At 67.8% G+C, this 24,895-nt stretch carries 23 protein-coding genes; 9 read left to right on the top strand and 14 right to left on the bottom strand.

The features are described 5' to 3' along the window. Positions 1 to 107: 107 nt before the first annotated feature. The 3 genes from KBI52_RS26540 to KBI52_RS26530 all read left to right on the top strand — a co-directional run bounded on the left by KBI52_RS26540 (position 108) and on the right by KBI52_RS26530 (position 4,645). Positions 108 to 1,424 (top strand): glucose-6-phosphate isomerase, encoded by a 1,317-nt coding sequence (locus KBI52_RS26540; protein WP_173948817.1) that lies wholly within the window; start codon positions 108 to 110, stop codon positions 1,422 to 1,424. Between the two features lie 299 nt (positions 1,425 to 1,723). Beyond that, a complete protein-coding gene (gene mutL, locus KBI52_RS26535; RefSeq protein WP_210812270.1) occupies positions 1,724 to 3,574 on the top strand; it encodes a DNA mismatch repair endonuclease MutL in 1,851 nt (616 codons plus the stop codon). A 216-nt stretch (positions 3,575 to 3,790) separates the two neighbouring features. Then, a complete protein-coding gene (locus KBI52_RS26530; protein ID WP_210812269.1) occupies positions 3,791 to 4,645 on the top strand; it encodes a transporter substrate-binding domain-containing protein in 855 nt (284 codons plus the stop codon). 32 nt (positions 4,646 to 4,677) lie between these two features. Here the strand turns inward: KBI52_RS26530 and KBI52_RS26525 are convergent, their stop codons facing one another. The 5 genes from KBI52_RS26525 to KBI52_RS26505 form a co-directional block, all read right to left on the bottom strand. Continuing rightward, on the bottom strand, positions 4,678 to 5,082 hold the full coding sequence (locus tag KBI52_RS26525; protein WP_210812268.1) for a PilZ domain-containing protein: 405 nt from the start codon (positions 5,080 to 5,082) through the stop codon (positions 4,678 to 4,680). Positions 5,083 to 5,325: 243 nt separating this feature from the next. After that, entirely contained in the window at positions 5,326 to 6,369 is a 1,044-nt protein-coding gene (gene mgrA, locus KBI52_RS26520; protein ID WP_173948821.1) for an L-glyceraldehyde 3-phosphate reductase, read from the bottom strand. Between the two features lie 76 nt (positions 6,370 to 6,445). Next, positions 6,446 to 7,489 (bottom strand): zinc-dependent alcohol dehydrogenase family protein, encoded by a 1,044-nt coding sequence (locus tag KBI52_RS26515; RefSeq protein WP_210812267.1) that lies wholly within the window; start codon positions 7,487 to 7,489, stop codon positions 6,446 to 6,448. A 92-nt stretch (positions 7,490 to 7,581) separates the two neighbouring features. Then, positions 7,582 to 8,139, bottom strand: coding sequence for a 16S rRNA (guanine(966)-N(2))-methyltransferase RsmD (rsmD, locus tag KBI52_RS26510; RefSeq protein WP_173948823.1), 558 nt, complete (start codon positions 8,137 to 8,139; stop codon positions 7,582 to 7,584). Between the two features lie 13 nt (positions 8,140 to 8,152). Beyond that, positions 8,153 to 10,252: a pseudouridine synthase gene (locus tag KBI52_RS26505; protein ID WP_247654671.1), complete on the bottom strand. Its 2,100-nt coding sequence runs from the start codon at positions 10,250 to 10,252 to the stop codon at positions 8,153 to 8,155. Positions 10,253 to 10,357: 105 nt separating this feature from the next. On the opposite strand from KBI52_RS26505, the gene KBI52_RS26500 reads away from it, so the two are divergent. Beyond that, positions 10,358 to 10,786 carry a nucleoside deaminase gene (locus KBI52_RS26500; RefSeq protein ID WP_173948900.1) on the top strand — a complete coding sequence of 143 codons (429 nt, stop codon included), beginning with the start codon at positions 10,358 to 10,360 and terminating at the stop codon, positions 10,784 to 10,786. Positions 10,787 to 10,882: 96 nt separating this feature from the next. Here KBI52_RS26500 and KBI52_RS26495 read toward each other — a convergent pair whose 3' ends face one another. After that, positions 10,883 to 11,791 carry an alpha/beta fold hydrolase gene (locus KBI52_RS26495; RefSeq protein WP_173948825.1) on the bottom strand — a complete coding sequence of 303 codons (909 nt, stop codon included), beginning with the start codon at positions 11,789 to 11,791 and terminating at the stop codon, positions 10,883 to 10,885. Between the two features lie 151 nt (positions 11,792 to 11,942). Next, entirely contained in the window at positions 11,943 to 13,220 is a 1,278-nt protein-coding gene (gene purD, locus KBI52_RS26490; protein WP_210812266.1) for a phosphoribosylamine--glycine ligase, read from the bottom strand. 188 nt (positions 13,221 to 13,408) lie between these two features. Here purD and xseA point away from each other — a divergent pair, with 188 nt between their 5' ends. Both xseA and KBI52_RS26480 read left to right on the top strand, forming a co-directional pair. After that, positions 13,409 to 14,983 (top strand): exodeoxyribonuclease VII large subunit, encoded by a 1,575-nt coding sequence (gene xseA, locus KBI52_RS26485; RefSeq protein WP_173948827.1) that lies wholly within the window; start codon positions 13,409 to 13,411, stop codon positions 14,981 to 14,983. A gap of 70 nt (positions 14,984 to 15,053) precedes the next feature. Further along, complete coding sequence (locus KBI52_RS26480) at positions 15,054 to 15,275, top strand: DUF2093 domain-containing protein (RefSeq protein ID WP_173948828.1); 222 nt, start codon at positions 15,054 to 15,056, stop codon at positions 15,273 to 15,275. A gap of 9 nt (positions 15,276 to 15,284) precedes the next feature. Here KBI52_RS26480 and lpxK read toward each other — a convergent pair whose 3' ends face one another. From lpxK to KBI52_RS26445, 7 genes are all read right to left on the bottom strand, one after another. Then, positions 15,285 to 16,298, bottom strand: coding sequence for a tetraacyldisaccharide 4'-kinase (gene lpxK / locus KBI52_RS26475; protein WP_210812265.1), 1,014 nt, complete (start codon positions 16,296 to 16,298; stop codon positions 15,285 to 15,287). Then, the gene (locus KBI52_RS26470) at positions 16,298 to 17,587 is read right to left on the bottom strand and encodes a 3-deoxy-D-manno-octulosonic acid transferase (RefSeq protein WP_210812264.1); all 1,290 of its coding nucleotides are present in this window, start codon (positions 17,585 to 17,587) and stop codon (positions 16,298 to 16,300) included. Before KBI52_RS26470 ends, lpxK begins: the two co-directional genes overlap by 1 nt. Then, entirely contained in the window at positions 17,584 to 18,318 is a 735-nt protein-coding gene (locus tag KBI52_RS26465; RefSeq protein WP_173948831.1) for a lysophospholipid acyltransferase family protein, read from the bottom strand. Before KBI52_RS26465 ends, KBI52_RS26470 begins: the two co-directional genes overlap by 4 nt. Before the next feature lie 14 nt (positions 18,319 to 18,332). Then, positions 18,333 to 18,566 (bottom strand): DUF4170 domain-containing protein, encoded by a 234-nt coding sequence (locus KBI52_RS26460; protein WP_173948832.1) that lies wholly within the window; start codon positions 18,564 to 18,566, stop codon positions 18,333 to 18,335. Positions 18,567 to 18,626: 60 nt separating this feature from the next. Then, positions 18,627 to 19,430 carry a 3'(2'),5'-bisphosphate nucleotidase CysQ gene (locus KBI52_RS26455; protein WP_173948833.1) on the bottom strand — a complete coding sequence of 268 codons (804 nt, stop codon included), beginning with the start codon at positions 19,428 to 19,430 and terminating at the stop codon, positions 18,627 to 18,629. Positions 19,431 to 19,512: 82 nt separating this feature from the next. Continuing rightward, the gene (ubiA, locus tag KBI52_RS26450) at positions 19,513 to 20,442 is read right to left on the bottom strand and encodes a 4-hydroxybenzoate octaprenyltransferase (protein ID WP_173948834.1); all 930 of its coding nucleotides are present in this window, start codon (positions 20,440 to 20,442) and stop codon (positions 19,513 to 19,515) included. 17 nt (positions 20,443 to 20,459) lie between these two features. Then, positions 20,460 to 20,936, bottom strand: a complete 477-nt coding sequence (locus tag KBI52_RS26445) for a hypothetical protein (RefSeq protein ID WP_173948835.1) — start codon at positions 20,934 to 20,936, stop codon at positions 20,460 to 20,462. A gap of 204 nt (positions 20,937 to 21,140) precedes the next feature. Here KBI52_RS26445 and KBI52_RS26440 point away from each other — a divergent pair, with 204 nt between their 5' ends. The 3 genes from KBI52_RS26440 to KBI52_RS26430 all read left to right on the top strand — a co-directional run bounded on the left by KBI52_RS26440 (position 21,141) and on the right by KBI52_RS26430 (position 24,749). After that, a complete protein-coding gene (locus KBI52_RS26440) occupies positions 21,141 to 21,887 on the top strand; it encodes a 16S rRNA (uracil(1498)-N(3))-methyltransferase (protein ID WP_210812263.1) in 747 nt (248 codons plus the stop codon). Positions 21,888 to 22,062: 175 nt separating this feature from the next. Beyond that, a complete protein-coding gene (locus KBI52_RS26435) occupies positions 22,063 to 23,202 on the top strand; it encodes a carboxylate-amine ligase (RefSeq protein ID WP_173948837.1) in 1,140 nt (379 codons plus the stop codon). Between the two features lie 176 nt (positions 23,203 to 23,378). Then, a complete protein-coding gene (locus tag KBI52_RS26430) occupies positions 23,379 to 24,749 on the top strand; it encodes a glutamate--cysteine ligase (protein WP_210812262.1) in 1,371 nt (456 codons plus the stop codon). The last annotated feature ends 146 nt before the right edge of the window (positions 24,750 to 24,895 follow it).

Below are 24,895 nucleotides of genomic sequence, written 5' to 3'. Positions count from 1 at the left end.
ACCAGCCTTCGGAGGCAGACGCTTCAGGCCTGTTGCGACGGCCCTAGCCTCGGGCTCCTCTCTGCCCTAATCTTTCGCTCCTGCTTTGAACGAGTCGGAGTACGCCCATGGCCCTGCAGCAATCGATCGATCTTGCCCTTGACGTGAATATCGGGGAAGGCGGTCTGCCGCAGGCGGCGCTCGACGATGCGCTCGGGCTCGTGGGCGAGGCCATGAAGCGCCTCGCAGAGGACGATGCGTCGGGCCGGCTGCCGCTTCTCCACATGCCGCGCACCACCGACGATCTGGCGGACATCCGTGAGGCGGCCGCGTTCCTGCGCGACGATGCGACCGACGTGGTCATCCTGGGCGTCGGCGGATCGAGCCTCGGCGGCCAGACCTTGGCGCAGCTGAAGGATTACGCGGTGCCGGGCACGGGCCGCTTCACCGAGAGCCCCCGCATCCACTTCCTCGACAACCTCGATCCGATCACCTTCGACCGCATCCTGCACAAGCTGCCGCTCTCCTCGAGCAAGTTCGTGGCGATCTCGAAATCCGGCGGCACGGGCGAGACGCTGATGCAGACCATCGCGGTCCTCACGGCCCTGGAGAAGGCCGGCCTGCGCTCCCATCCCAACGATCTCTTCCTCGGCCTGTCCGAGCCCCGCAAGGACGGCGGCAAGAACGCCCTTCGCGATCTCCTCGAGCCGGAGGGCGTGCGCTTCCTGGAGCATCACACCGGAATCGGCGGACGCTACTCGGTGCTGACCAATGTGGGGCTCCTGCCGGCCGCCGTGCTCGGCCTGGACGTCGAAGCCATCCGCCAGGGCGCGGCCGACGCCTACGCGCCCTTCCGCAGCGGGGCCGCGGCCAAGGACGCGCCGGCCGCCCTCGGCGCCGCGCTCAACGTGGCGGCGGCCAAGGCCGGCAAGGGCATCGCGGTCACGATGGCCTATGCGGACAGGCTTGAGCGCTTCACGCGCTGGTGGGTGCAGCTCTGGGCCGAGAGCGTCGGCAAGGACGGCAAGGGCACGCAGCCGGTCGCCGCCATCGGTCCGGTGGACCAGCACAGCCAGCAGCAGCTCTATCTGGCCGGCCCGAACGACAAGCTCTTCACGGTGCTGACCACCGGCGTCGCCGGGAAGGGGCCCGTGATGGATGCGTCCCTGGCCAAGCGTGCGGGTCAAGCTGCGTTCGCCGGCAAGACCATCGGGGATCTGGTGGCCGCTCAGGGCCGTGCCATGGCCGACACCTTCGCCAAGAACAGCCGTCCGACTCGCCAGATCCATGTCGAGACCCTGAACGAGCGCACCCTGGGCGAGCTTCTCATGCATTTCATGCTGGAGACGATCCTGGCCGGCTACGCCATGGGGGTCGACCCGTTCGATCAGCCAGCAGTCGAAGAGGCCAAGATCCTGGCCAAGGAGTATCTAGCGCAGGGCTAGAGAGCGTAGGAGCACGAGTCCCGTCCCGCCATCTTCCCCGTCGTGGCCGGCCTTGTGCCGGCCATCCCGATCCGGGAAGACGCGGCGCTTCAGACAAGCGGGATCACCGGGACAAGCCCGGTGATGACGAGAGGGCGTTCAGTCCCGCAACGAGATCCGGAAGCCACGGATCCGGAGGCCGCGCAGCGGAGCCCGCGACGGGGGCCGAAGAGAGCAGGGGAATAACGTCGCGCGTTCTGGTTTCCGCCGCCTTCAGCCCCTATCTTCCCCTTGTCGAATCCGGAGCCCGGACGTCTCGCATGCCTGTTCGCCGCCTCGATCCCATCCTCGTCGACCGCATCGCTGCGGGCGAGGTCGTCGAGCGCCCGGCCGCGGCCGTGAAGGAACTCGTGGAGAACGCGGTCGATGCTGGCGCGACCTCGATCGAGATCGCCGTCGAGGCCGGCGGGCGGCGCCTGATCCGCATCGTCGACGATGGTCGGGGCATGACTCCGGAGGATCTCGAGCTCGCGGTCGAGCGCCATGCCACCTCGAAGCTTCCGGACGGCGACCTGTTCTCCATCAACACCCTGGGTTTCCGGGGCGAGGCGCTGCCGTCCATCGGGGCGGTCGCGCGCCTGTCCATCGTGACGCGAACAGCGGAGGCGGAGACCGGCTCCTCCATCCTGGTGGAGGCGGGCGTGAAGGGGCCCGTGCGCCCGGCTCCCGCCTCGAAGGGAACCCGGGTCGAGGTGACGGATCTGTTCTCCGCCACGCCGGCGCGTCTCAAATTCCTGAAGAGCGACCGCTCGGAAGCGCAGGCGGTGGCCGAGATCGTCAAGCGCCTCGCTGTCGCGCATCCGACGATCCGCTTCACCCTGTCGGGCGAACACCTGACCGCCTTCACCTGCCCGCCGGAGGAGCCCGGCGAACATGGATTCCTGCGCCGCCTCTCCCGGGTGCTCGGAGCCGAGTTCCATGAAAACGCCATGTCCATCGGGGTCGAGCGCGAGGGCGTGCGGCTCACCGGGTTCGCGAGCCTGCCGACCTATCACCGTGGCACCGGAACGGCGATCCACTTCGTGGTCAACGGCCGGCCGGTGCGCGACAAGCTGCTGCTCGGCGCGGTGCGCGGCGCCTACGCGGACGTGATGGCCTCCGACCGCCATCCGGTGCTCGCCATCATGATCGATCTCGATCCGCGCGCGGTGGACGTCAACGTGCATCCGGCCAAGACCGAGGTGCGCTTCCGCGATCCGGCCTTCGTGCGCGGCTACGTGGTCGGCGCGCTGAAGGAAGCGATCACCCGCTATTCGTTTCGCGCGTCGTCCACGGGCGGCGCGCGCGCGCTGGAGAGCCTGCGCCCGCAAGGCGCGCTGCCCATGCGCCCATCCTACCCGCACCGCACGCATGCGATCCGGCCCACCAGCGCCTTCGCCAATTGGCAGGCGCCGCTCGATGCGCCGGAGCGACCCTCTGCGCCCGCGTCCGGCTTCGCGGACAGGCAGGCGAGCCTGTCCGATCTGTCGGTTCCTTCCGCTGACAGCCGCGCGGCGACCCATGAGGTCGAGCCCGAGGCCGGGGAGGCGCCTCTGGGCGCCGCCCGCGCGCAGCTGCATGGCACCTATATCGTCGCACAGACCCAGGACGGCATCGTCATCGTCGATCAGCATGCGGCTCACGAGCGCCTGGTCTACGAGCGCCTCAAGCGTGAGCGCGCCTCGGCGGGCATCGCCCGTCAGTTGCTGCTGATTCCCGAAGTGGTCGACCTCGATTCCGTGGATGCGGACCGGGTGCTGGCGCAGGCCTCGTCTCTGGAAGGGCTCGGCCTCGTGGTCGAACCCTTCGGCCATAGTGCTCTGCTCGTGCGCGAGGTGCCGTCCGCGCTTGCGGGCGGTCGCATCAAGGCGCTGGTGCAGGACGTGGCCGACGCGCTGGCGGAATGGGGGCAGGGGGCTGCGAGCCCGCTGGAGGAGCGTCTCGACGCGGTGCTCTCGCGCATGTCCTGCCACGGTTCGATCCGGGCGGGGCGGCGCATGCGGCCCGAGGAGATGAACGCCCTGCTGCGCGAGATGGAGGCGACGCCGCTGTCCGGCCAGTGCAACCACGGCCGGCCGACCTATGTCGAGCTCAAGCTGACGGATATCGAGCGCCTGTTCGGACGGCGCTAGCGCAGCGCGCGGAAAAGCGCCCCCTTTTGGATCCGATGATCGAGGGAACACGGACCCGGTGCGTGGGCGTTTTCAGCATAGGCGTGACGATGTGCCGACCGTGCGGTGCCCCGGCGCCTTGTCGGCCCCGGCCCTTGCATCGGGCTGACGTCCATCGCAGGAGCGCGAGCGGCACCATTTTTCTTCAGGCCGGCCCTTTGAATCAGGAGAATGGCAATGAAGGTCTCAAGAATCGTTGGTCTCTCTCTCCTCGGCGCGGCACTGGCGGTCGGTGGCGCCGTCGCGCAAAGCAAGAAGTGGGAAACCGTCAAGATTGCGACGGAAGGTGCCTACGAGCCGTGGAACTTCACCGGTCCCGGCGGCAAGCTCGAAGGCTTCGAGATCGACCTCGCCAACGAGCTGTGCGCCCGCATGAAGGTGAAATGCGAGATCGTCGCCCAGGATTGGGACGGCATCATCCCGGCACTCACGGCCAAAAAGTACGACGCCATCATGGCCGGCATGAGCATCACCGACGAGCGCAAGAAGACCATCGATTTCTCGAACCCCTATGCGGCCGGTCCCAACGGCTTCCTCGTTTCGAAGGATTCCCCGCTCGCCAAGATGCCCGGGACGGGCCAAGCCTTCAACCTGTCGACCCAGCAGGCGGCGGCGGAGAAGGCGATCGCCGACCTGAAGCCGCTCCTGAAGGGCAAGACCATCGGCGTTCAGACCTCGACCATCCACTCGAACTTCGCCGACAAGTACCTGAAGGACGTGGCCGAGATCCGTGAGTACAAGACCACGGAGCAGCACGACCTCGATCTCGCGGCCGGCCGCATCGACGCGGTGCTGGCGGACGCGACCGCCCTGGGCGGAACGCTGCGCAAGCCCGAGTTCAAGGACTTCGCCATCGTCGGGCCATCGATCACCGGCGGGCTGCTCGGCCCCGGCGTCGGCGCGGGGATGCGCAAGGAGGACGCCGATCTGAAGGCCATGTTCAACGAGGCGATCGCGGCCGCGAAGGCGGACGGCACGATCAAGAAGCTGTCCGAGAAGTGGTTCAAGATCGACATCACGCCGACGACCTGAACGGCGTTCCGATCCGACGCGACGGCCTTCGATCAGACCGTGGTGCGATAGAGCTTGAGATCCTTGCGCGCCGGCTTGGACGCGAGATGCGCTGGCATGGCGGCCTGGTCGAGGCAATCCGCGAAGCTCAGCCCGTCGGCGGCTTCGCCGACCGGTGTCATGTCGGCCTCCTCGGCGCTGAACGCGATGCCGGCGAAATCGCCATGCCGCCAGCAGACCCGGGCGCGGCGCACCTGCAGGTCATGAGCCGCGATATACAGCTCGAAGGTTTCCGGCAGGTCCGTGTGCCGCTTGACCGCGATCCTGGCTCCGCCGGTCGAGATGTCCTTCACCGTGCAGGAGATCATCGCCTCGGGACCCAGCATGATCTTCGCCGGGTGATGCGTGGGGAAGCGCCTGGCTTGCCGACGATTATCGAGAGCGGTGACGGGAACCATGGAGGTGACCTTCGGTCAAATGGCCAACGAAGCTTGGCTTTAACCATTTGTTAACCGACTTCTCAAGTCCCTCCGAAGGAGTAGTCCCCCGGAAGCTGGGGCTTTGCCCCGTATTCTGTGGAGAAAGGGTGCCGTGTCGGCGCGCGCCGGGCTCGGTCGGCCACACGCGATCATGCCCAAGTCGAGGGTGGAGGGCCAGACCCGAGGGGACTTTCCCCCTCGGGCCCGGGCCTCGGCTGTGGATTACCGGGACGGGCCCTTCCGCTCGGCCGAGGCCGCCCAGATGTTCAGGTTGCCCTCGCCGGCATATTGGTCGATCTCGGCGAGCTCGTCGGCGGTAAACGATGGATTCTTGAGCGCGCCGACGCAGTCGACGACCTGTTCGGGGCGACTCGCCCCGATGAGCGCCGAGGTGACGCGTCCGCCACGCAGGACCCAGGCCAGGGCCATCTGCGCCAAGGTCTGGCCGCGCCGTTCGGCGATGCCGTTGAGGCCCCGGATGCGGGCGATGTTGTCATCATTGATGAAGCTCGTGCGCAGGGACTTGCCCTGGGCGGCGCGGCTCTCCTCGGGGATGCCGTTGAGGTATTTCGTCGTCAGCATGCCCTGGGCCAGGGGCGAGAACACGATCGACCCCATGCCGAGGTCCTCGAGCGTGTCGAGCAGCCCGTCCTCCTCGACCCAGCGGTTGAGCATGGAATAGCTCGGCTGATGGATGATGCAGGGGGTTCCGAGTTCGCGCAGGATGGCGAGCGCCTCGCGGGTGCGCTGGCTGTTGTAGGACGAGAGGCCGACATAGAGCGCCTTGCCCTGCCGCACGGCCGAGTCGAGCGCCAGCATGGTCTCTTCCAGGGGCGTGTCCGGGTCGAAGCGGTGGGAGTAGAAGATGTCGACATAGTCGAGCCCCATGCGCTTGAGGCTCTGGTCGAGGCTCGAGAGCAGATATTTGCGGCTGCCCCACTCGCCGTAGGGGCCGGGCCACATGCGGTAGCCGGCCTTGGTGGAGATCACGAGCTCGTCGCGCAGCCCGTGGAAGTCGTTGCGCAGGATCTCGCCGAACAGGGTCTCGGCCGAGCCCGGGGGAGGGCCGTAATTGTTGGCGAGGTCGAAATGCGTGATGCCGAGATCGAAGGCCGTCCGGCAGATCTCCCGCGCGGTCGCGGTCGACTTGTCCTCGCCGAAATTATGCCAGAGCCCGAGCGAGATCGCCGGCAGCAGAAGTCCGCTGCGGCCGCAGCGGTTGTAGAGCATCTCGTCGTAGCGGTTCTCGGCGGGCAGGTAGGCCATCGAATTCTCCGGGCATGTTCTGTGTCGGGCGCGAACAGGTTGATACCTGTGTCGTGCGGGGGCTAAATCCAGTTGCTCAGGAAAATCGCGTGATCACGCTGATGCCGAGCCCCTCGAACCGGTCCATGGCCATGAGCGCAGCCGGCGCCTCGTCGAGCCCGATATGCCGGCCGACGAGTTGCTGCGGCGTCAGCTTGCCGGTCCGGATCATGGCCATCATGTCCTGGTAGCGGAAGGCCTGCATGCCGTGGCTGCCGTAGATCTCCAGCTCGTGCGCGATGACCTGCGCCATCGGCACCTGAGCGCGGGCGTGCTCGCCCACCATCAGGCCGACCTGCACGTGACGCCCACGGCGGCGCAGGTTCGCGATGGAGTTGAAGCAGGTCGCCGGGTGACCGAGCGCATCGATGGACACATGCGCGCCGCCCTTCGTGATCTCCTTCACGGCCCCGACCACGTCCTTGCCGTCGCGCGCATTCACCGTCGCCACGGCTCCCATCGTCCTGGCGAAGGCGAGCTTCTCGTCCGTGAGATCGATGGCGATCACGTCCGCCCCCATGGCGGACGCGATCATGATGGCCGACAGGCCTACGCCGCCGCAGCCGTGCACGGCCACCCATTCGCCGGGCTTCACCCGGCCCTGGTCGACGATGGCGCGGAACGACGTGACAAAGCGGCAGCCGAGGCTCGCCGCGGTGGCGAAATCGAGCTCGTCCGGCAGGGCGACGAGGTTGGTGTCGGCGTAATCGACCGCGACGTATTCCGCAAACGAGCCCCAGGCCGTGAAGCCCGGCTGGAACTGCTGCTCGCAGACCTGGTGATTGCCGGAATGGCATTCATGGCAATGGCCGCAGCCGCCGACGAACGGCACCGTGACGCGGTCGCCCTTCTTCCAGCGCGTGACTTGGCGACCGGCGGCCAGCACCGTGCCGGCGAGCTCATGCCCCGGCACATGCGGCAGCACCACGTCGGGATCGTGCCCCATCCAGCCGTGCCAGTCGCTCCGGCACAGGCCCGTTGCCTCGACCTTGATCACGACGCCTTCCGCCGAGGGCGTCGGATCCGGTACGGTCTGCACGCGCGGCGGCTGGCCGAACTGCTCGAAGAGAACCGCTTTCATGATGGAGCTTCCTTCACGACCGAGAGGAAAAGGCGGTATAGCGGGCGGCCCGTGAGGGAGCAAATGCAGGATTGCGTGCGGCCTGCTGAAGGCTAAGCGCGGTACCGCCCGAACACCACCTTGGTCTCCCCGTAGTCCCGTCGCTCGATCTCCTCGAAATCGTCGGGCAGCGTCACCTCCACACCTTGCGCCTCCTCGACGATCACGAGCGCATCGGGCACGAGCCAGCCACCCTCGGCGCAGGCGCGCAGGGCCTTCGGCGCGAGGTCCCGGCCGTAGGGCGGATCGCAGAAGACGACCGAGAAGGGCGCGTTTGGAGCGGCCTCGCCCATGCGGGTGGCGTCGCGGCGGAAGAGGCGGGTCGCGCCGCCGGCCCCGAGAGCCTCCACGTTCTCGCGGATGATGCCGCGCGACTGCGCCCCGTCGTCGACGAAGAGCGCGAAGGCGGCGCCGCGTGAGAGCGCCTCAAGGCCCAGGGCGCCAGTGCCGGCGAAGAGATCAAGCACGCGCGCTCCCGCGATGGGATCGTCGTAGCCGTGCTGGAGGATGTTGAAGAGCGTCTCGCGCAGGCGGTCCGAGGTCGGCCGGATGGCGTCCGAGCTCGGTCCCTTGAGCGAGCGGCCGCGCCAGCGCCCGCCCACGATTCTCATCGTCTAGCCCTCATCAGCGGCGGCCGCGCGGACCGCCCTTGGAACCGCCGCCTTTGAAGCCGCCTTTGGAGGCTCCACCCTTGGACGCCCCGCCCTTGGAGGCACCCCGGGGACCACCCTTGAAGCCGCCGCCCCGAGGACCGCCGCGCGAGGGTGCATCACCCCGTGGCGGACCGCGACGGGGGCGATCGTCGTCGCCGCGGGCGCGGAACGGCCGGTCGCCCTGAGGCTTGCGCGGACGGTCGTCGCCGCCCTCGCGGGCGCGGAAGGGGCGCTCGCTCTGACGGGCGCGGGGACGATCCTCGCCGCCCTCGACCCGAGCCCGGAAGGGTCTGTCGCCGGCGGGGCGACGCGGACGCTCGTCGTCGCGCCGTGCCGGACGTTCACTGCCTTCGCGGCTGCGGCGAGCCGGCGCTGCGTCGCGGTCGTCGCGACGGCGGGGACGATCCTCGCCGGCAGCGGAGCCGCGGCGCCCGCGCGGCGCAGGCGCTTCCTCGTCCTCGGCCTGCCGCACTAGGCGCTCCACCACGACCTTGCGGCCTTCGCGCGACGCAATCGCCCCGACGCGCTCACGCTCGCGCTCGCCACTCGCCGCGCGCGCCTCCTTCGGATCGGTGCCCCGGCGCGGGACCCTCCGGCGCGGAGCGTCCTCGTCCGTCTCGCCGGCCCGCCACACGCTCGTCTTCACATCGAGGCGGGAGGGGCGCTTCCTGGGCTCCTCCTCGTCGCGCTCGAAACGGTCGGCGCCACGGCCGCGCGACGGGCGCTCATCGTCGTCACGGCGACGGCGCGGGCGTTCGTCGTCCCGGTCGCGGCTGAAGCGCGAGGGACGCTCGCTGCGCTCCTCCCGATCCTGCTTCTTCGGAGAGCCGAAAGGCGCGATGGGCTCGCGCACCGGGCTCTCGAAATCGACGCCGGCCTCGGCCGCGAGCGCCTCGCCGAGCTGATCCTTCAGCACCTTGGTGCGCACCTCCTCGACGAGGCCGACCTCGAGGTCGCCGAGCTGGAACGGACCGAAGGACATGCGGATCAGGCGGTTCACCTGCACGCCCATGTGTTCGAGAATGCGCTTGATCTCGCGGTTCTTGCCCTCGCGCAGGCCCATCGTGATCCACGCGTTGTCGCCCTGAATCCGGTCGAGGCGGGCCTCGATCGGACCGTAGTCGATGCCGTCGATGCTGATGCCGTCGCGCAACTTGTCCAAGTCTGCCTGATTGATCTCGCCGTGGGCGCGCACCTTGTAGCGGCGCAGCCAGCCGGTGTCCGGATGGGCGATCACGCGGGCGAGGCCGCCGTCGTTGGTCAGGAGCAGGAGGCCTTCGGTGTTGATGTCGAGCCGGCCCACCGCCACCACACGGGGCAGGTCCTCGGGCAGGTTATCGAACACGGTCGGCCGGCCTTCCGGATCCCGGGCCGTGGTCACGAGGCCGCGCGGCTTGTGGAAGAGCCACAGGCGCGTGCGCTCCTTGGCGGGCAGGGGCTCCCCATCCACGGTGATCCTGTCCGCCGCCGTCACGTTGACGGCAGGGGATTCGAGCACCGTGCCGTTGAGGGTGACGCGCCCCTCGGCGATCAGCACCTCCGCGTCGCGGCGGGATGCGATGCCGGCACGGGCGATCACCTTGGCGATCCGGTCCTCGGTAGGCTCCTGAGGCTCGGCCTGCACCTCGGGGCTGGTCTCGCGGGTGCGGCGCGGACGGTCCTCACCGGCGCGGTCGAAGCGGCGCGGGCGCTCATCGCCGGAGCGGCCCCGGAATGGCTTGTCCCCTGCGCTGCGGGCACGGAACGGCTTGTCGCCGCCCTCGCCGCGGGGTCGGAAGGGTTTCTTGTCTCCGCCCTCGAAGCGGCGGGGACGCTCATCGTTGTCGCGGCTGCGGAAAGGCCGGTCAGCTCCTTCTCCGCGCGGGCGGAACGGCTTGTCGCCGTCGCGGCTGCGGAAAGGCCGGTCGCCTCCGTCACGCGGCTTGCGCGGGCGGTCGTCGTCGCCGCGGGCGCGGAAGGGGCGCTCGCCGCCCTCGCGGGATTTGCGGAAGGGCTTGTCACCGGAGGTGCGGCCACGGTCGGAGCGTCCCGAGGAGCGGCCCCTGCGATTATCGTCGTTGCTGTCGGTCATGGGAGCCTGATAGCAGAGGAGTGTCAGAGAAGCGAGGACTAAGGAGCGAACCGATTGACGGATAACGCCGATCTGGAGCCGCTTGATCCGGTAAAACCGGATCCCATGAGCGTGGCCTTCGACGAGGCCCGGGCCGCCGCCGCGCGCGGGGAGGTGCCGGTAGGAGCCGCCATCGTCAGGGATGGCCGCATCGTCGCGTCGGCAGGGAACCGTCCGCGGGAGCTGCGCGACCCGTCCGCCCATGCCGAGATGCTCGCCATCCGTCAGGCTTGCGAGGCTCTGGACGACGAGCGGCTCACGGGCTGCGATCTCTACGTCACCCTGGAGCCCTGCACCATGTGTGCGGCCGCCGTCTCCTTCGCCCGCATCCGGAGGGTTTATTATGCGGCCTTCGATCCCAAGGGGGGCGCGGTCGACAACGGCGTCCGCTTCTTCGACCAGTCCACCTGCCATCACGCCCCGGAGGTCTATGGCGGCATTCGCGAGAGCGAGGCGGCGACGCTGTTGAAGAGCTTTTTCGAAGGAAAGCGTTAGAGCGCTCGCCAAGCCCGCGACGACGAAGACGCCCTGGGCGGACAGCGCCGCCCTGGCGCATCAGGCGGACGGGTGGGGCGATCCTCGGCCCGGAGCCTAGGCCGCCAGAAATGCCTGCAGGGCTTCCAGCGTCGCGCCCGGATTCTCCTCCGCCACGAAGTGGCCCGACGTCACGCCGATGCCGGTCGCTTTGGGCGCGAAGCTCTTGTGCCAGATGTCGAGCGGCTGCTTCCTGTCGCCGACCGGGCCGCTGACGAGATAATAGTCGCTCCAGATCACGTAGGTCGGGCATTGGATCGTCTTGCCCGCGGCGAGATCGGCCTCGTCGGCCTCGATGTCGCGGGTGGCTCCGGCGCGGTAGTCTTCGCAGAAGGCGTGGATGCGGTTGGGTTCGTTGCAGCTCTGCCAATAGGCGTGCAATGCGCGGGGATCGAAGGCGCCGAGATCGCCGGCGCCCGACCATTGCCGCATCAGCCCCTCGAAATAGGGAATCGGATCGCGCTCGATCTCTTCTTCCGGCTTCGGGTAGGCTTGCGAAAGATAGCCCCAGTGCGCCTCCGGCACCTTGCCTGTCCGCATCTGCTCCCACACATGGTAGGTCGGCAGGATGTCGAGGAGGGCGAGGCGCTCCACCCGACCCGGATGGTCGAGAGCCAGCCGATAGGCCACGCGGGCGCCGCGATCGTGCCCGGCCACGGCGAAATGCACGTGTCCCAGCGCTTCCATTACCTGGACGACGTCCCGGCCCATGGCACGCTTCGAATAAGTCTCGTGCTTCGCGTCGCCCTTCGGGGCCGACGACCAGCCATAGCCGCGCAGATCCATGCAGACGACCGTGTAGGTCTCGGCGAGCGCCGGCGCGAGGTGGTGCCACATGGCATGGGTTTGGGGAAAACCGTGCAGCAGCACCAACGGCTTTCCCGTCCCCTTCGAGCGCGCGAAGATTCGGCCGATCTCGGTGTCAATCCAGTGGCTGTCGAAACCGGGAAAGAGATCGTCGCTCATGGATGGCTGCTCGCTGGTTGCAATCACGAATGCTCCAGGAAGCTAGAGCATTTGCCCGCGAATGGGATGAAAAAGCTTAGCAATAAAAGGGATTACAACTATGAGTGGATAACATTCCGCATCGTCATCCCTCGATGGAATCATTTCATGCTCACTCCCCCTCGCGCTCCACCGCGCGCCAGCCGATATCCTTCCGGCAGAAGCCGTTCGGCCACTCGATCCTGGCGACAGCCTCGTAGGCCTTCCTCTGCGCGTCGGAAATCGTGCGTCCGAGCGCAGTGACGTTGAGCACGCGTCCGCCATTGGCAACGATCCTGTCGCCGTCCTGTTTCGTCCCCGCGTGGAAGACGATGACATCGTCGAGCGCTTCGGCCTTGTCGATGCCCCGGATCTCCGATCCCTTCTCGACCGAACCCGGATAGCCCTTCGCGGCCATCACGACAGTGAGCGCCGCCTCATCCGCCCATTGCAGGGAGACGCTGTTGAGAACGCCATCGCAGGCGGCAAGCAGCGCCGTCACGAGATCGGATTTGAGGCGCGGCAGCAGAACCTGCGTTTCAGGATCGCCGAGGCGGGCGTTGTATTCGATGAGCTGCGGGCCGTCTCCGGTGAGCATCAGCCCTGCATAGAGGATGCCCGTATAGGGCGTGCCGCGCGCCTTCATGCCGGCCAGGGTCGGCTCGATGATCTCACGCATGGCGCGGGCCTGGAGCTCCGGCGTCATCACGGCCGCCGGCGAATAGGCCCCCATGCCGCCGGTGTTGGGGCCCCTGTCCCCGTCGAAGACGCGCTTGTGGTCCTGCGCCGTGCCGAACGGGATCGCGTGCGTGCCGTCGCAGAGCGCGAAGAAGCTCGCCTCCTCGCCCTCGAGGAAGGCCTCGATCACGACCTCGGCGCCGGCTGCGCCGAGGCCGCCGCCGATCATCATGTCGATAGCCTCTTCGGCCTCTTCGAACGAGGTCGCGACCACCACGCCCTTGCCGGCGGCAAGCCCGTCCGCCTTGACGACGATCGGCACGCCGTAACTGCGGGTATAGGCCTTCGCCGCCTCCGCGTCGGTGAAGCGGCGGTAGGCGGCCGTCGGGATGCCGAACTCCGCGCACAGATCCTTGGTGAAGGCCTTGGAGCCTTCGAGCTGGGCAGCCGCCTTGCTCGGTCCGAAAGCCTTGATGCCGGCGGCCGCGAGGTCGTCTACGAGGCCCGCCACCAGGGGAGCCTCGGGACCGACGACCACAAAATCGACCTTCATGACCCGGCAGAACTCGATCACCGCTCCATGGTCGGTTACGTCGAGCACCACATTGGTTCCGTGCTGCGCCGTGCCGGGATTGCCCGGAGCGACGAGGAGCTTGCCGCACAGAGGGCTCGCCGAGAGGCTCCTGGCCAGAGCATGCTCGCGTCCGCCGGATCCGATGAGAAGGATGTTCATGGCCTCGAGCCCTCCCTGATGACGTTTGGGCTCTTAGCGCCTGTGGGCTGCTGCGCCTAGTCTCGAAGTGCGGATCCGGGGCCCGATCGACGGGCGCGGCGAAATGCACAGGGGATAGCTCGCCATTGTGAAGGCCAGTTGCGCCGCCGCCCTTGGCAGGCCCAGGGCGGAAAGATTAGGTTCACGGCATGTTCGCAGCCAAAGCTCCCTCCAATGCTCCCGAATGGTCGGTCTCCGATCTGGCGGGCGCCCTCAAGCGCACCCTCGAGGATGCGTTCGGCCATGTCCGCCTGCGGGGCGAGGTCTCGGGATATCGCGGCCCCCATTCCTCGGGTCATGCCTATTTCTGCCTGAAGGACCAGAACGCCCGCATCGACGCGGTGATCTGGAAGGGGGCCTTCGCCAAGCTCAGGATCCGCCCCGAGGAGGGGATGGAGGTCATCGCGACGGGGCGTATCACCACCTTCCCGGGCTCGTCCAAGTACCAGATCGTCGTCGAGTCCCTGGAGCCGGCCGGCATCGGCGCCCTCATGGCGCTGCTGGAGGAGCGGCGCCGCAAGCTCAATGCGGAAGGGCTGTTCGCCCAGGAGCGCAAGCGCCGGCTCCCCTTCCTGCCGCGGGTCGTCGGGGTCGTCACCTCGCCGACCGGGGCGGTGATCCGCGACATTCTTCACCGTCTGGAGGACCGGTTCCCGCGCCGTGTCCTGGTCTGGCCCGTGCGTGTGCAGGGCGAGACCTGCGCGGCCGAGGTCGCGGCGGCCATCCGGGGCTTCAACGCCCTCGAGCCGGGCGGACCTGTTCCGCGGCCGGACGTGCTGATCGTGGCCCGCGGCGGCGGCTCCATCGAGGACCTTTGGGGATTCAACGAAGAGATCGTGGTGCGGGCGGCGGCCGAGAGCGGCATCCCGCTCGTCTCGGCGGTCGGGCATGAAACCGACTGGACCCTGATCGACCATGCGGCCGACATGCGGGCGCCGACGCCCACGGGCGCCGCCGAGATGGTGGTGCCGGTGCGGGTCGAGCTCATGGCTGCCGTGAACGACCTGTCTCGGCGCCATGTGGAAGCCGCCCTCCGCCTCGTGGAGCGCCGCCGTTCGGACCTGCGCGCCACGGCCCGCGCGCTTCCCAGCCCCGAAGCCCTGGTCTCGCCCAAGCGCCAGCGGCTCGATCTTGCCGCCGCCAAGCTCTATCCGGCGCTCGCCCGCAATGCTCGCGGCCACGAGGAGCGGCTGCTCAAGGTGGCGCGACAGCTTGCCCACGTCTCGCCGGTGGCCAATGTCGCCCGCATGCGCGCCCGGCTCGATGCCGTGGGGCCGCGCCCTCACAACGCGGTCTGCCGCTCCATCCTCCTGCGCGAGGAGAGCCTGAAGCAGGTCGGCCGCCGCCTGGTCGTCTCCCGAGAGACGCTGCTGCGCGCCGAGCGGACGCGCCTCGCCCAGGCTCATGAACTCGCGCAACGGGTCGCCGAGCGCCTCGGCCCGGCGCTGCAGGGGCAGATCGCCCGCAAGGGCGACAGGCTGGAGGCCGTGTCCAAGCTCTTCGACAGCCTGAACTATAAGTCGGTGCTCAAGCGCGGCTTCGCTCTCGTCCGCGATGCGGACGGTCAGCCCCTCAACTCGGCGGATGCGGTGCTGGACGGCCAGGCGCTCGTGCTCGAGTTCGCCGACGGTCGGGCGGACGCGACCGGCGGCCGGATCGGCACACGGCCGAAGATGGCCAAGCCCAAGCTCGTGGTCGCAGAGGAGCAGGGCGCCTTGTTCTGAACGGGGATTGGAAATCCTCTCCGGGCCTGCTTATGTGAAGGACAGCGCAACGCATTCCTCGATGTCATCGATGTTGAACAAGATCGAACGCAGCGGCGGCGAAGCCGTCGTGCAATATCTCGACAGCAACCTCCGGGTCGTGAAGCCCGGGGCCTATGTGCGCTGCGCGGTGACGGGAGTCGCGATTCCCCTCGACGAGCTGAAGTACTGGAGCGTCGAGCGGCAGGAGGCCTATGCCTCTCCAGAAGCGGTGATGATGCGCATTACCGGCGGGAAGGGCCCTCAGACGTAGCGCCGCCGTTCAGGCGCCATGCAGGCGCCTTTCATTGATGCGGCGCAGGAGCAGGTTTCGCAGCCCGGTCTCGTCGTCGATTCGAAGGCGGACCGGCACGATCATCAGGTCCGGCCAGGGCTTGGCATCCTTCACGGCTCCGACCCGCGCACGATCCTTCTCCGTCGTCACGGCCTGAAGCCCGCGTTCCGCTGCCTCGCGGCGCAGAGCCGTGAGCTCGGACGCCGTGTAGCGATGATGGTCGGGAAAGGAACGAGCCGCCTCGACGAGTGCGCCGCAGCCCCGCAGGGTCTCGAAGAATTTCTCGGGGCGCCCGATACCGGCAAAGGCGAGCACTTTCCGGCCCTTGAGAGACCTTGTGGTCTCCATCGGCGGTTCGAGCCTCGCCATAAACACGCACTTGTCGCGCCGCTCCGCCTCCTCGGCGATCCGGCGCCCCGGCTCTCCCTCGCCGATGACGAGAACCGCATCTGTCTTGGGCCATTGCGCGTCCATGACGGCGCGCAGGGGGCCTGCCGGCAGGGGCAGTCCGTTGCCGATTCCGGTTGCCCCGTCGACGACCGCAATGGCGCAATCCTTGATCAGCGAGGGGTTCTGAAGTCCGTCATCCATGATGACGACCGTCGATCCGATCTCATGAGCCAACCGCGCTCCCGCGGGGCGGTTTCGGGACACGATGGTCTGCGCTGTGCCCGAGAGCAGGATGGGTTCGTCGCCCACGTCCCGGGCCGTATGCTCCGTCCGGACCTGCACCGGGCCGGGCAGGGAGCCGCCATAGCCGCGGGACAGGAAGGCCGGGCTCTCGCCGGCGGCATCGAGGATCCTTGCCACGGCCAGGGCTGTCGGCGTCTTGCCGGCGCCGCCGACGGTGAAGTTGCCGATGCAGATGACGGGAAGATCGGCCCGCTCGCCCGGCCGTTGCATCCGCCGTGCGGCGACGGCGGTGTAGAGAAGGCCTGCCGGACGCAGCAGCTCGGCCTGGAACGATGGGGAAGGCGCCCACCAGAAGCGCGGCGCCCGCATCAGCGGCGCGCCCCCAGTTTCGCCTGCACGATGAAGGGCTCGACCGATTGCATGGTCCGGTCCACAGCGCCGCCCAGGGCCTGCACGGCGTCTCCGGCCTTGCGGGCCATGTCGCGCGTCAGAGCCGCGTTGTTCAGCAATTCGTTGGCGGCCCGGGCCAGGGTGGCGCTGTCCTTCACCATCACGGCGCCGCGCGACCGATCGAGGGCGTCGTAGATCTCGGCCGCGGTATGGACATGAGGGCCGTGCAGGATGGCAGCGCCGAGCTTGGCCGGCTCGATGGGATTGTGGCCCCCGATCGGCACCAGGGTTCCGCCCATGAGAACGATGGGCGAGAGGCGGTAGAACAGGCCCATCTCGCCGATCGTGTCGACCACGTAGACGTCCGTGGCGCGGTCCGGGTGAATGCCCTCGGACCGTCGGCTCGCCCGCAAGCCTGCCTGTCCGGCCAGACCGGCGACCTCCGGGCCGCGATGGGGATGACGCGGCGCGATGATGGTGAGCAGGTGAGGGTGTCGGGCCGCCAGCGCGCGATGCACCGCGATGATCGCGCTTTCCTCGCCCGGGTGGGTGCTGGCCGCAAGCCAGACCGGGCGCCCGGCGATCAGCCCTGAGAGATGCGCCACCACGCGCGGATCGGCCGGCGGGGGAGCCGCGTCGAACTTGATGTTGCCGGTCACGATCACCCGGGGGGCGCCGAGCCTCGCCAGCCGTTCGGCATCCTCGGACGTCTGGGCGAGGCAGAGGGCGAAGCGCTCGAGAAGGCCCCGGATGATCCCCGGCATCTTCTGCCAGCGCCGGTACGATCGATCGGACATCCGGCCATTGACCATGACGAGCGGGATATCTCGCTCCGACAGCGACATGAGCGTGTTCGGCCAGATCTCGGATTCGGCAATCAGGGCCAGATCGGGCTGCCAGTGGTCCAGAAACCGTCTTATATAACGTGGCACGTCGAGCGGAACAAACTGGTGCAGGGCCCCGGGTGGAAGGCGCCGAGCGATCAGGGACGCGGAGGTCTTGGTCCCCGACGTGACGAGGACCGCAAGGCCACGCTGTGTCATCCGCTCCACGACCGGCAACAGAGACAGGGTCTCTCCTATGCTGGCGCCGTGAACCCAGATCAGGTGGCCCTTGGGCCGCTGCCGGCTCGGATAGCCCTGGCGCTCGCCGAGCCGCGTCCGGTCCTCGCGGCCCTTGTGCTGGCGCCAATAGAGGAGACCCAGCACAGCCGGCTCCAGGACGGACACGGCCGTGCGGTACGCCTTGAAGATGATCGGGAAGCTCATGCCCGGGAGCCTCCCATGAGCACGGAACTGGGCTTCGCGCCCGGATCCTTCGACCCCACAAGATCATAGGCGCGCGCATGCACCCGGTCGAGTTCCCTCTCGACGGCTCTTCTGAGGGATTCTAGCGTCTCTCCGTCCGCATCGCGCGGCACCGGGACCGGATCCCCGAGCACCATGGCGCCGCGGCCGAAGGGCAGGCCGATGCTCGCCTTGTCCCAGCTGTCGAAATCAATGCGGCGGCTGGTGACGACGGCAACCGGCACGATGGGGCGTCCCGACAGTTGGGCGAGAGTCACGATTCCCTGACCGCAGACCCGCGAGATCTTCGGGATGTCGGCCGTCATCACGACCATCTCCCCGTCGCCCAGTGCCCTGAGCATGGCCCGCATGGCCTGAGCCCCGCCCTTCTTGCGGATGTCGCGGCCGCGGGCACCGGAACCCCGGATGGCCCGCACCCCCAGATGGCGCAACGCGATGGCGTTGAACTCGCCGTCACCCGAGCGGGAGACGAGGCTTGCGGCCTTGTCCTGCGGCCTCCTGGCGAAGTGGATCATGAAATGCTGACCGTGCCACATGGCGGCGATCACGGGCATTTCGATCCGGTCATAGGCATCCGCCGGCTCCATGACGAACCGGTTCGTGCGCTGCACGAGTTTGAGATAGCCCGCGACGAGAAGACCCAGGACTTCCTGGACCGCTCGAGACCGGATGATGCGCTTGACGAGGCCCATGGTGACAGGAGGGATCAGCCGTTCTGCGGATCCAGCAGGCGGTGGAGGTGGACGATGAAGTAGCGCATCTGCGCATTGTCCACAGTCGCCTGCGCCTTGGCCTTCCAGGCCATGTGGGCGCTGGCGTAGTTCGGGAAGATTCCGACGATGTCGAGCTTGGAAAGATCCTTGAAATCGACGGATTCGAGACTGTTGAGCTCGCCGCCGAAAACCAGGTGCAGGAGTTGCTTGCCAGGCGTGTCGGTCATGGTGATAGGGCTCTTCTGAAGAGGGTTGGACGGATCGGTGGTAATACGAGCCGACGGTGTTCAGGCTCTCATGGCCCCAATAGCACGAGGATGCAACTGTGACGCAACGGCAATCATCTCACCATGCACGGGATGGGGACTGTTGTAGGTCGCGGTCGAACCGTCGAGCTCGGTCAGGCGTCCGCCCGCCTCCTGTAGGATGAGGTCCGCAGCGGCGATGTCCCAATCCTGGGCATGGGCTGAAACGAGTCCGACATCGATGGAGCCATCGGCGACCCGGGCCAGCCTGAGCGCCAGGGACGGCACTTTGGGCAGACGCTCCACCGGACCCATGTGGCGTTCGAGCCGGTCCACGAGGGGCTTGGGGCCCGCGACCCGGGGCGGCGGGACTCTGCCGGCCGCCGGCAATTGCAGCCTCTCGCCGTTGCACCAGGCTCCTTCGCCGAGCCTTGCTTCATAGAGACGCTCGTGGGCCGGAGCGTAAAGGACGCCGAGCACGGGCTTCCCGTCCCGCACCAGGGCGATGGAGACGGCCCAGTCCGGGTGGCCGGACGCAAAGGCCCTCGTGCCGTCGATGGGATCGACGATCCAGACATGGCTCTTCTCGAGGCGCGCCGGGTCGTCGGCGGTCTCCTCGGAGAGCCAGCCGGCCGCGGGAAACAGCCCGGAAAGATGGCCTTTCAGGAAGGTGTCGAGGGCGATGTCCGCCTCCGTCACCGGGGAGCTTTGCCCCTTGTACCAGAGCTTGGCCGCCGTCTGGGCGCCGGAGCGGAAATAGGGCAGGGCCAAGTCCCCCGCCCGGCGGGCAGCCTCGCGCACGGCAGGTGCGAGGGACGGGATGGAGAGGGGTGAGGAAGACGGCATCGAGCCTGAGATGGGAACCATGGGCAGGAGATACCATATCCCGCCTTCCCAAACCTTTCTTTTCGGAAGGAGCCGCGCCCGCCTAGACGAGGCAGTCGAGGGTGAGGGCGGCAAACAGGATCAGACCGGCGTCCCGGTTCGAGCGGAAGAGGCGCAGCGCGCCGGCCCCGTCCGAGGGGTCGATGCGCGCCACTTGCCAGCCCAGGTGAAGGGCGAAGAGACCCAGGCCCGCGAAGGACGTGAGGCCCGCTCCGGCCAAGCCCAGGGCAGCGGTGACGAAGACCAGGGTCAGCGCATAGCAGATGGCGACGCCGAGCCTGACGTTCTCGCCGAAATACCGGGCTGAGGATTTGATCCCGGCGATCTCGTCGTCCTCGATGTCCTGCAGGGCATAGATCGTGTCATACCCCACCACCCAGGCGATGCTGCCGAGATAGAGAAGGATGGCGGCCGGGCTCAAGGAGCCGAAGGTGGCGGCCCAGCCCATCAGGGCCCCCCAGGCGAAGGCGAAACCCAGGACGATCTGCGGCATCCAGAAGAAGCGCTTCATGAACGGGTAGAGGGCGACCACGCCCAGGGACGCGAAGCCGGTCGCGACCGCGAAGGCGTTGAACTGGAGCAGGACCAGCAGGCCGACGATCCCCTGGAGCGCGAGAAAGGCCAGGGCTCCCTTCAGGGTGACCTGGCCCGAGGGAAGGGGGCGCTGGCGGGTGCGCTCGACCCGGGTATCGAGATCCCGGTCGACGATGTCGTTATAGGTGCAGCCGGCCCCGCGCATGGCCACGGCGCCGATCAGAAAGAGCAGGCAGTGGACCGGGTTCGGCCAGGGCTGCCCGGCCGCGATGGCGGCGAGCGCGGCCGACCACCAGCAGGGCAGGAGAAGCAGCCACCAGCCGATGGGCCGCTCGATACGGGCGAGGCGCAGATAGGGCCTGAGGCCCGCCGGCGCCCACCGCTCGGCCCAATGGCCCTTGACGGCATCGGGCAGGGACGGCGCTGCAGGGGGCTCCATCGCTCAGACGGCCGGGCTTAGAGGGCGCCCTTCGGGACGGTCAGGGTGCCGGTCAGGCCGCCCCCCATCTTTCCCGCGATGCCGCCCTGCTGGCCTTGCTGCTGCTGCTGCTTGGCGCGCTTTTCCATCTCGGCCATCTTCGCGGCCGCCCCGCAGGCCTGGCCCTTGAACTGCTGGGAGCGCTTATGGTCCTCGGAGAAGCTCTGGATCAGCTGATCGGGAACCTGGCACCAATCCTTGTTGTCGGTCATCCATTTCTGGCCGGCGGCGCCGTTCGTCACGAGCTTGGTGAAGACCGTGCAGGCGGCGCGGGGGTCGATCTGTTTGTTCTTGCCGCCATTGGTGAGCTTGTTGACCTGCTGGATCAGGTTCTGCCGCTCCTGCAGGATCTTCTGGCCTTCCTGGCAGGCGCTCGACTGCGCGAAGGCAGGAGCCGTCACGAAAATGCCAGCGACGGCAAGCGCAGCCAGGATATGCGAACGGATATGCGTCATGCCCAAAATTCCCTCACTCGGCCCGCGACGTCTCGCAGGCCAGGGTTCTGTTAACAGGTTCAGGGCCTTGAGGCCAAGAGGCGAAAGGTCGCCTTGGGCATAAGCTGTGCCGTTTGGCACGTGAATATTCCGTGACCGATCGGACCCGGCCTCTCCCTCGGGGCTCGGGAACTTGATACAGGAGAGGCGGTTCGGAAGGTTCCCATGGCCGATTACGACTTCAAAGCCCCCCGCCTCTTCGTCGACACCCCTCTCCAGGCCGGGGCCAGGATCGCCCTCGACCGGGGGCAGGCCAATTACCTCCTGAACGTCCTGCGCCTGAAGGCCGGCGAGTCCGTGCTGATCTTCAACGGCCGGGACGGGGAGTGGCGGGCCGAGGTGGCCGTCGAGGGGCGCAAGGCCGCCGACCTCGTCTGTGCGGAACGGACCCGGGAGCAGGGGGCCGCACCCGACATCATCTACGCCTTCGCGCCGCTCAAGCATGCCCGCCTCGACTACATGGTCCAGAAAGCCGTGGAGATGGGAGCAGGCGTTCTCCAGCCGGTCCTGACGCGGCGGACGCAGTCCTCCCGGGTCAACCTGGAGCGCATGCGCAGCAACGCCGTCGAGGCGGCCGAGCAATGCGGGATCCTGTCGATTCCGGAGGTCCGCGAAGAGGAGAATTTGGAGCGTTTTCTCAAAGGCTTGGACAAGGACCGCCTGGTCGTCTTCTGCGACGAGAACGCGCCCGTTTCCAACCCCGTGGCGGCCCTGGCCAAGCTTGGGAACAATCAAGCTGGTCTGGCCGTTATCGTGGGCCCCGAAGGAGGGTTCACCGATCAGGAGAGAGCGCTTGTCGCCGCCCACGAAAGATGTGTTTGCGTATCGTTGGGTCCGCGAATCCTGCGAGCTGACACAGCCGCTGTGGCCGCGCTGGCGATCGTTCAGTCCGTGCTTGGCGATTGGAACTGACCTCGTCGTCCGACAACGCATAAAGCCGATCCGCCTCTAGCTTCAGAAGCTTAGCAGTTTCGCGCCGATTCGCCCCAATCTGGCCCCATTGAGCCGGAGTTTCGGCGCGGTCGCCGCAGGCCGATCCGCATGTGCGAAAGGTCATTTCTGAACAAGAACAGAGGACACCAAGGAAATGAGCTGGGACTTCAAGTTCGGCATCGAGGAAGAGTACTTCGTCAACGATGCGCCGAAACGGGATATCGCCAGGGGGAAAATCAAGGAATTCTTTGCCGCCTGCCGGGACCAGATCTCGGGCGACATCCAGCCCGAGATGCTCGAGCCGCAGATCGAGATCGCGAGCAAGCCCGCTCTGGAGTTCGCCGATGCCCGGGCGCAGCTGGCTGCGCTGCGCTCGTCGGTCGGGTCCGTCGCGCGTGATTTCGGCCTGTCGATCATGGCCTCGGGCACCCATCCGCTCGCCGTCTGGTCGCGGGTGCGTCCCACGGCGCAGCCGCGCTACGGGAAGGTCATGCACGACCTGCAGATGCTGGGCAGCCGCAACGTCCTGTGCGGCATGCATGTCCATGTGGAGGTGCCGGATCTTGACATGCGCGTCGACATCATGAACCGAATCCAGCCTTATCTGCCGCTCCTGCTCGCGCTGTCGACCTCCTCGCCATTCTGGCAGGCGCAGCGCACGGGCCTGCTCGGCTACCGGCTGGCCGCCTATCGCGAGCTGCCGCGCACGGGCCTTCCCGATCTGTTCGAGAGCGCGCAGGATTACCAGCGCTACATCGACACCCTCGTGGCGGCCCGCGCCATCGAGAATTCGAGCTATGTCTGGTGGGTGATCCGGCCGTCGCTGAAGCATCCGACCCTTGAGCTGCGCGTGGCCGACAGCTGCACCCGCCTCGACGACACCATCGCGATCGCGGCCCTCTACCGCTGCCTCGTCCGCCGCCTGAGCCTGGATACCTCGCTGAACGCCGGGCAGACTGGCGCCTCGCGGGCCATCAACGACGAGAACGGCTGGCGGGCCCAGCGCTACGGCATCCACGGCAGCTTCGTCGACGAGAAGACCCGCAGGGCCAAGCCCGTGCGGGAGCTCCTCGACGAGACCCTCGACCTCGTGGCCGAGGACGCCAAGGTGCTCGGCTGCCAGCGGGAGCTCGACCTCGCCCGCTGGATCGTGGCCCGCGGCACCAGCGCCGACCAGCAGCTGACGCTCTTCACGGAAGCGGTCGGCCGCGGCCTGTCGAACCGGGATGCGCTTGCCGGCGTGGTCGACTGGCTCAGTGCGGAAACGACGGGGGAAACGGCGATCCGGCATTAGCGTGCCGTGCGGATCCCGAGGTGGCATCCGCGCTTCACGTCCGATGCCGCGACGAGGGTGGTGACGCCCCCGTCGCTTTCTGCCGTCCCCCCTCATTGCGCCTTGGCCTTAAGCCCCTTATTGAGTCCCGACCCTGAGTCGGCGCGCCTTGAACGCGCTTTTTGATGAGGTGATGCATGGCGCGGGACGTATCCGATACGACCCCCATTGGTGCGCGGTCGGAGCTCGTGGAATGGATCGCCTCCGGCGAGAAGCCGCGCGAGGCCTGGCGGCTCGGCACCGAACACGAGAAGATCCCCTTCTATACGGCCGATGCCTCGCCCGTTCCCTATGAGGGGAGCCGGGGCATCCGCGCGCTCCTGGACGGGCTGCAGGCGCGCACCGGCTGGGAGCCGATCCTGGAGAACGATCGCCCGATCGGCTTGGCCGACGAGACCGACGGCGGCGCGATCTCGCTCGAGCCGGGCGGACAGTTCGAGCTGTCGGGAGCCCCGCTCGCGACGCTGCACGACACGGCCCGCGAGACGGCGCAGCACCTCGCGGACGCGAAGGCGGTGGGCGAGGGCCTCGGCCTCGGCTTCCTGACCCTCGGGATGAGCCCGCTCTGGACCCGGGCGCAGACGCCCGTGATGCCGAAGGCGCGCTACCGCATCATGACGGACTACATGCCGAAGGTCGGCTCGCTCGGCCTCGACATGATGTACCGCACGTCCACCGTGCAGGTGAACATGGACTACGCGTCCGAGGCCGACATGGTGAAGAAGCTGCGCGTCTCGCTGGCGCTGCAGCCGGTCGCCGCGGCGATCTTCGCCAACTCGCCCTTCACGGACGGCAAGCCCAACGGCTACCTGTCCATGCGCTCCGCCATCTGGCTCGACACCGACCGCGACCGGACCGGCATGATGGCCTTCGCGTTCGAGGACGGCTTCGGCTACGAGCGCTATGTGGACTGGGTGCTCGACGTGCCGATGTATTTCGTCAAGCGCGACGAGACCTATCACGACGTGGCGGGCTCGTCCTTCCGTGACCTCTTCGCGGGCCGGCATCCTCGACTGCCCGGCGAGCGCGCGACGCGCTCCGACTGGGCCAATCACGTGTCCACCGTGTTTCCGGAGGTGCGCCTCAAACGCTACCTCGAGATGCGCGGCGCCGACGTGGGCAACCTCGAGCACATCGTGGCCCTGTCGGCGTTCTGGACCGGTCTCCTCTACGACGAGACCGCCCTCGACGGGGCCTGGGAGCTGGTGAAGGGCTGGACCGCCCAGGAGCGCGAGCAGCTGCGCGCCGCCGTGCCGACGCAGGCCCTCAAGGCCCGCATCGCCGGCCGCTCCGTGCAGAACGTCGCCCGCGACGCCCTCGCGCTCGCCCGCACCGGCCTCCAGCGCCGCGGCTGCCGGGATGATTCCGGCCGTGACGAGACCCGCCATCTCGCCTATGCGGACGAGATCGTCGCCTCCGGCCGCACCCAGGCCGAGCGCCTGCTGGAGCTTTACCATGGGGAATGGAACGGCTCGGTCCTGCCGGCCTTCAAGGAATGCGTGTTCTAGAAACGCGGGAGCGGCAGGAACCCTGCCGCTCCTACCCTTCTGGACGCTGAAGATGACCCGTTTCCACGCGTACTATATCGATTTTCGATAGGGGACTTTTCTTATCGATTTATATAACTTAATAACGTTCATTGAAGCATCCGGTC

The sequence above is a fragment of the Microvirga sp. HBU67558 genome, assembly GCF_018069605.1.
Classification (GTDB): Bacteria; Pseudomonadota; Alphaproteobacteria; order Rhizobiales; family Beijerinckiaceae; genus Microvirga; species Microvirga terrae.
The sequence above is the reverse complement of the archived record's forward strand: the minus strand, read 5'-3'. Positions and strand labels throughout refer to the sequence as shown.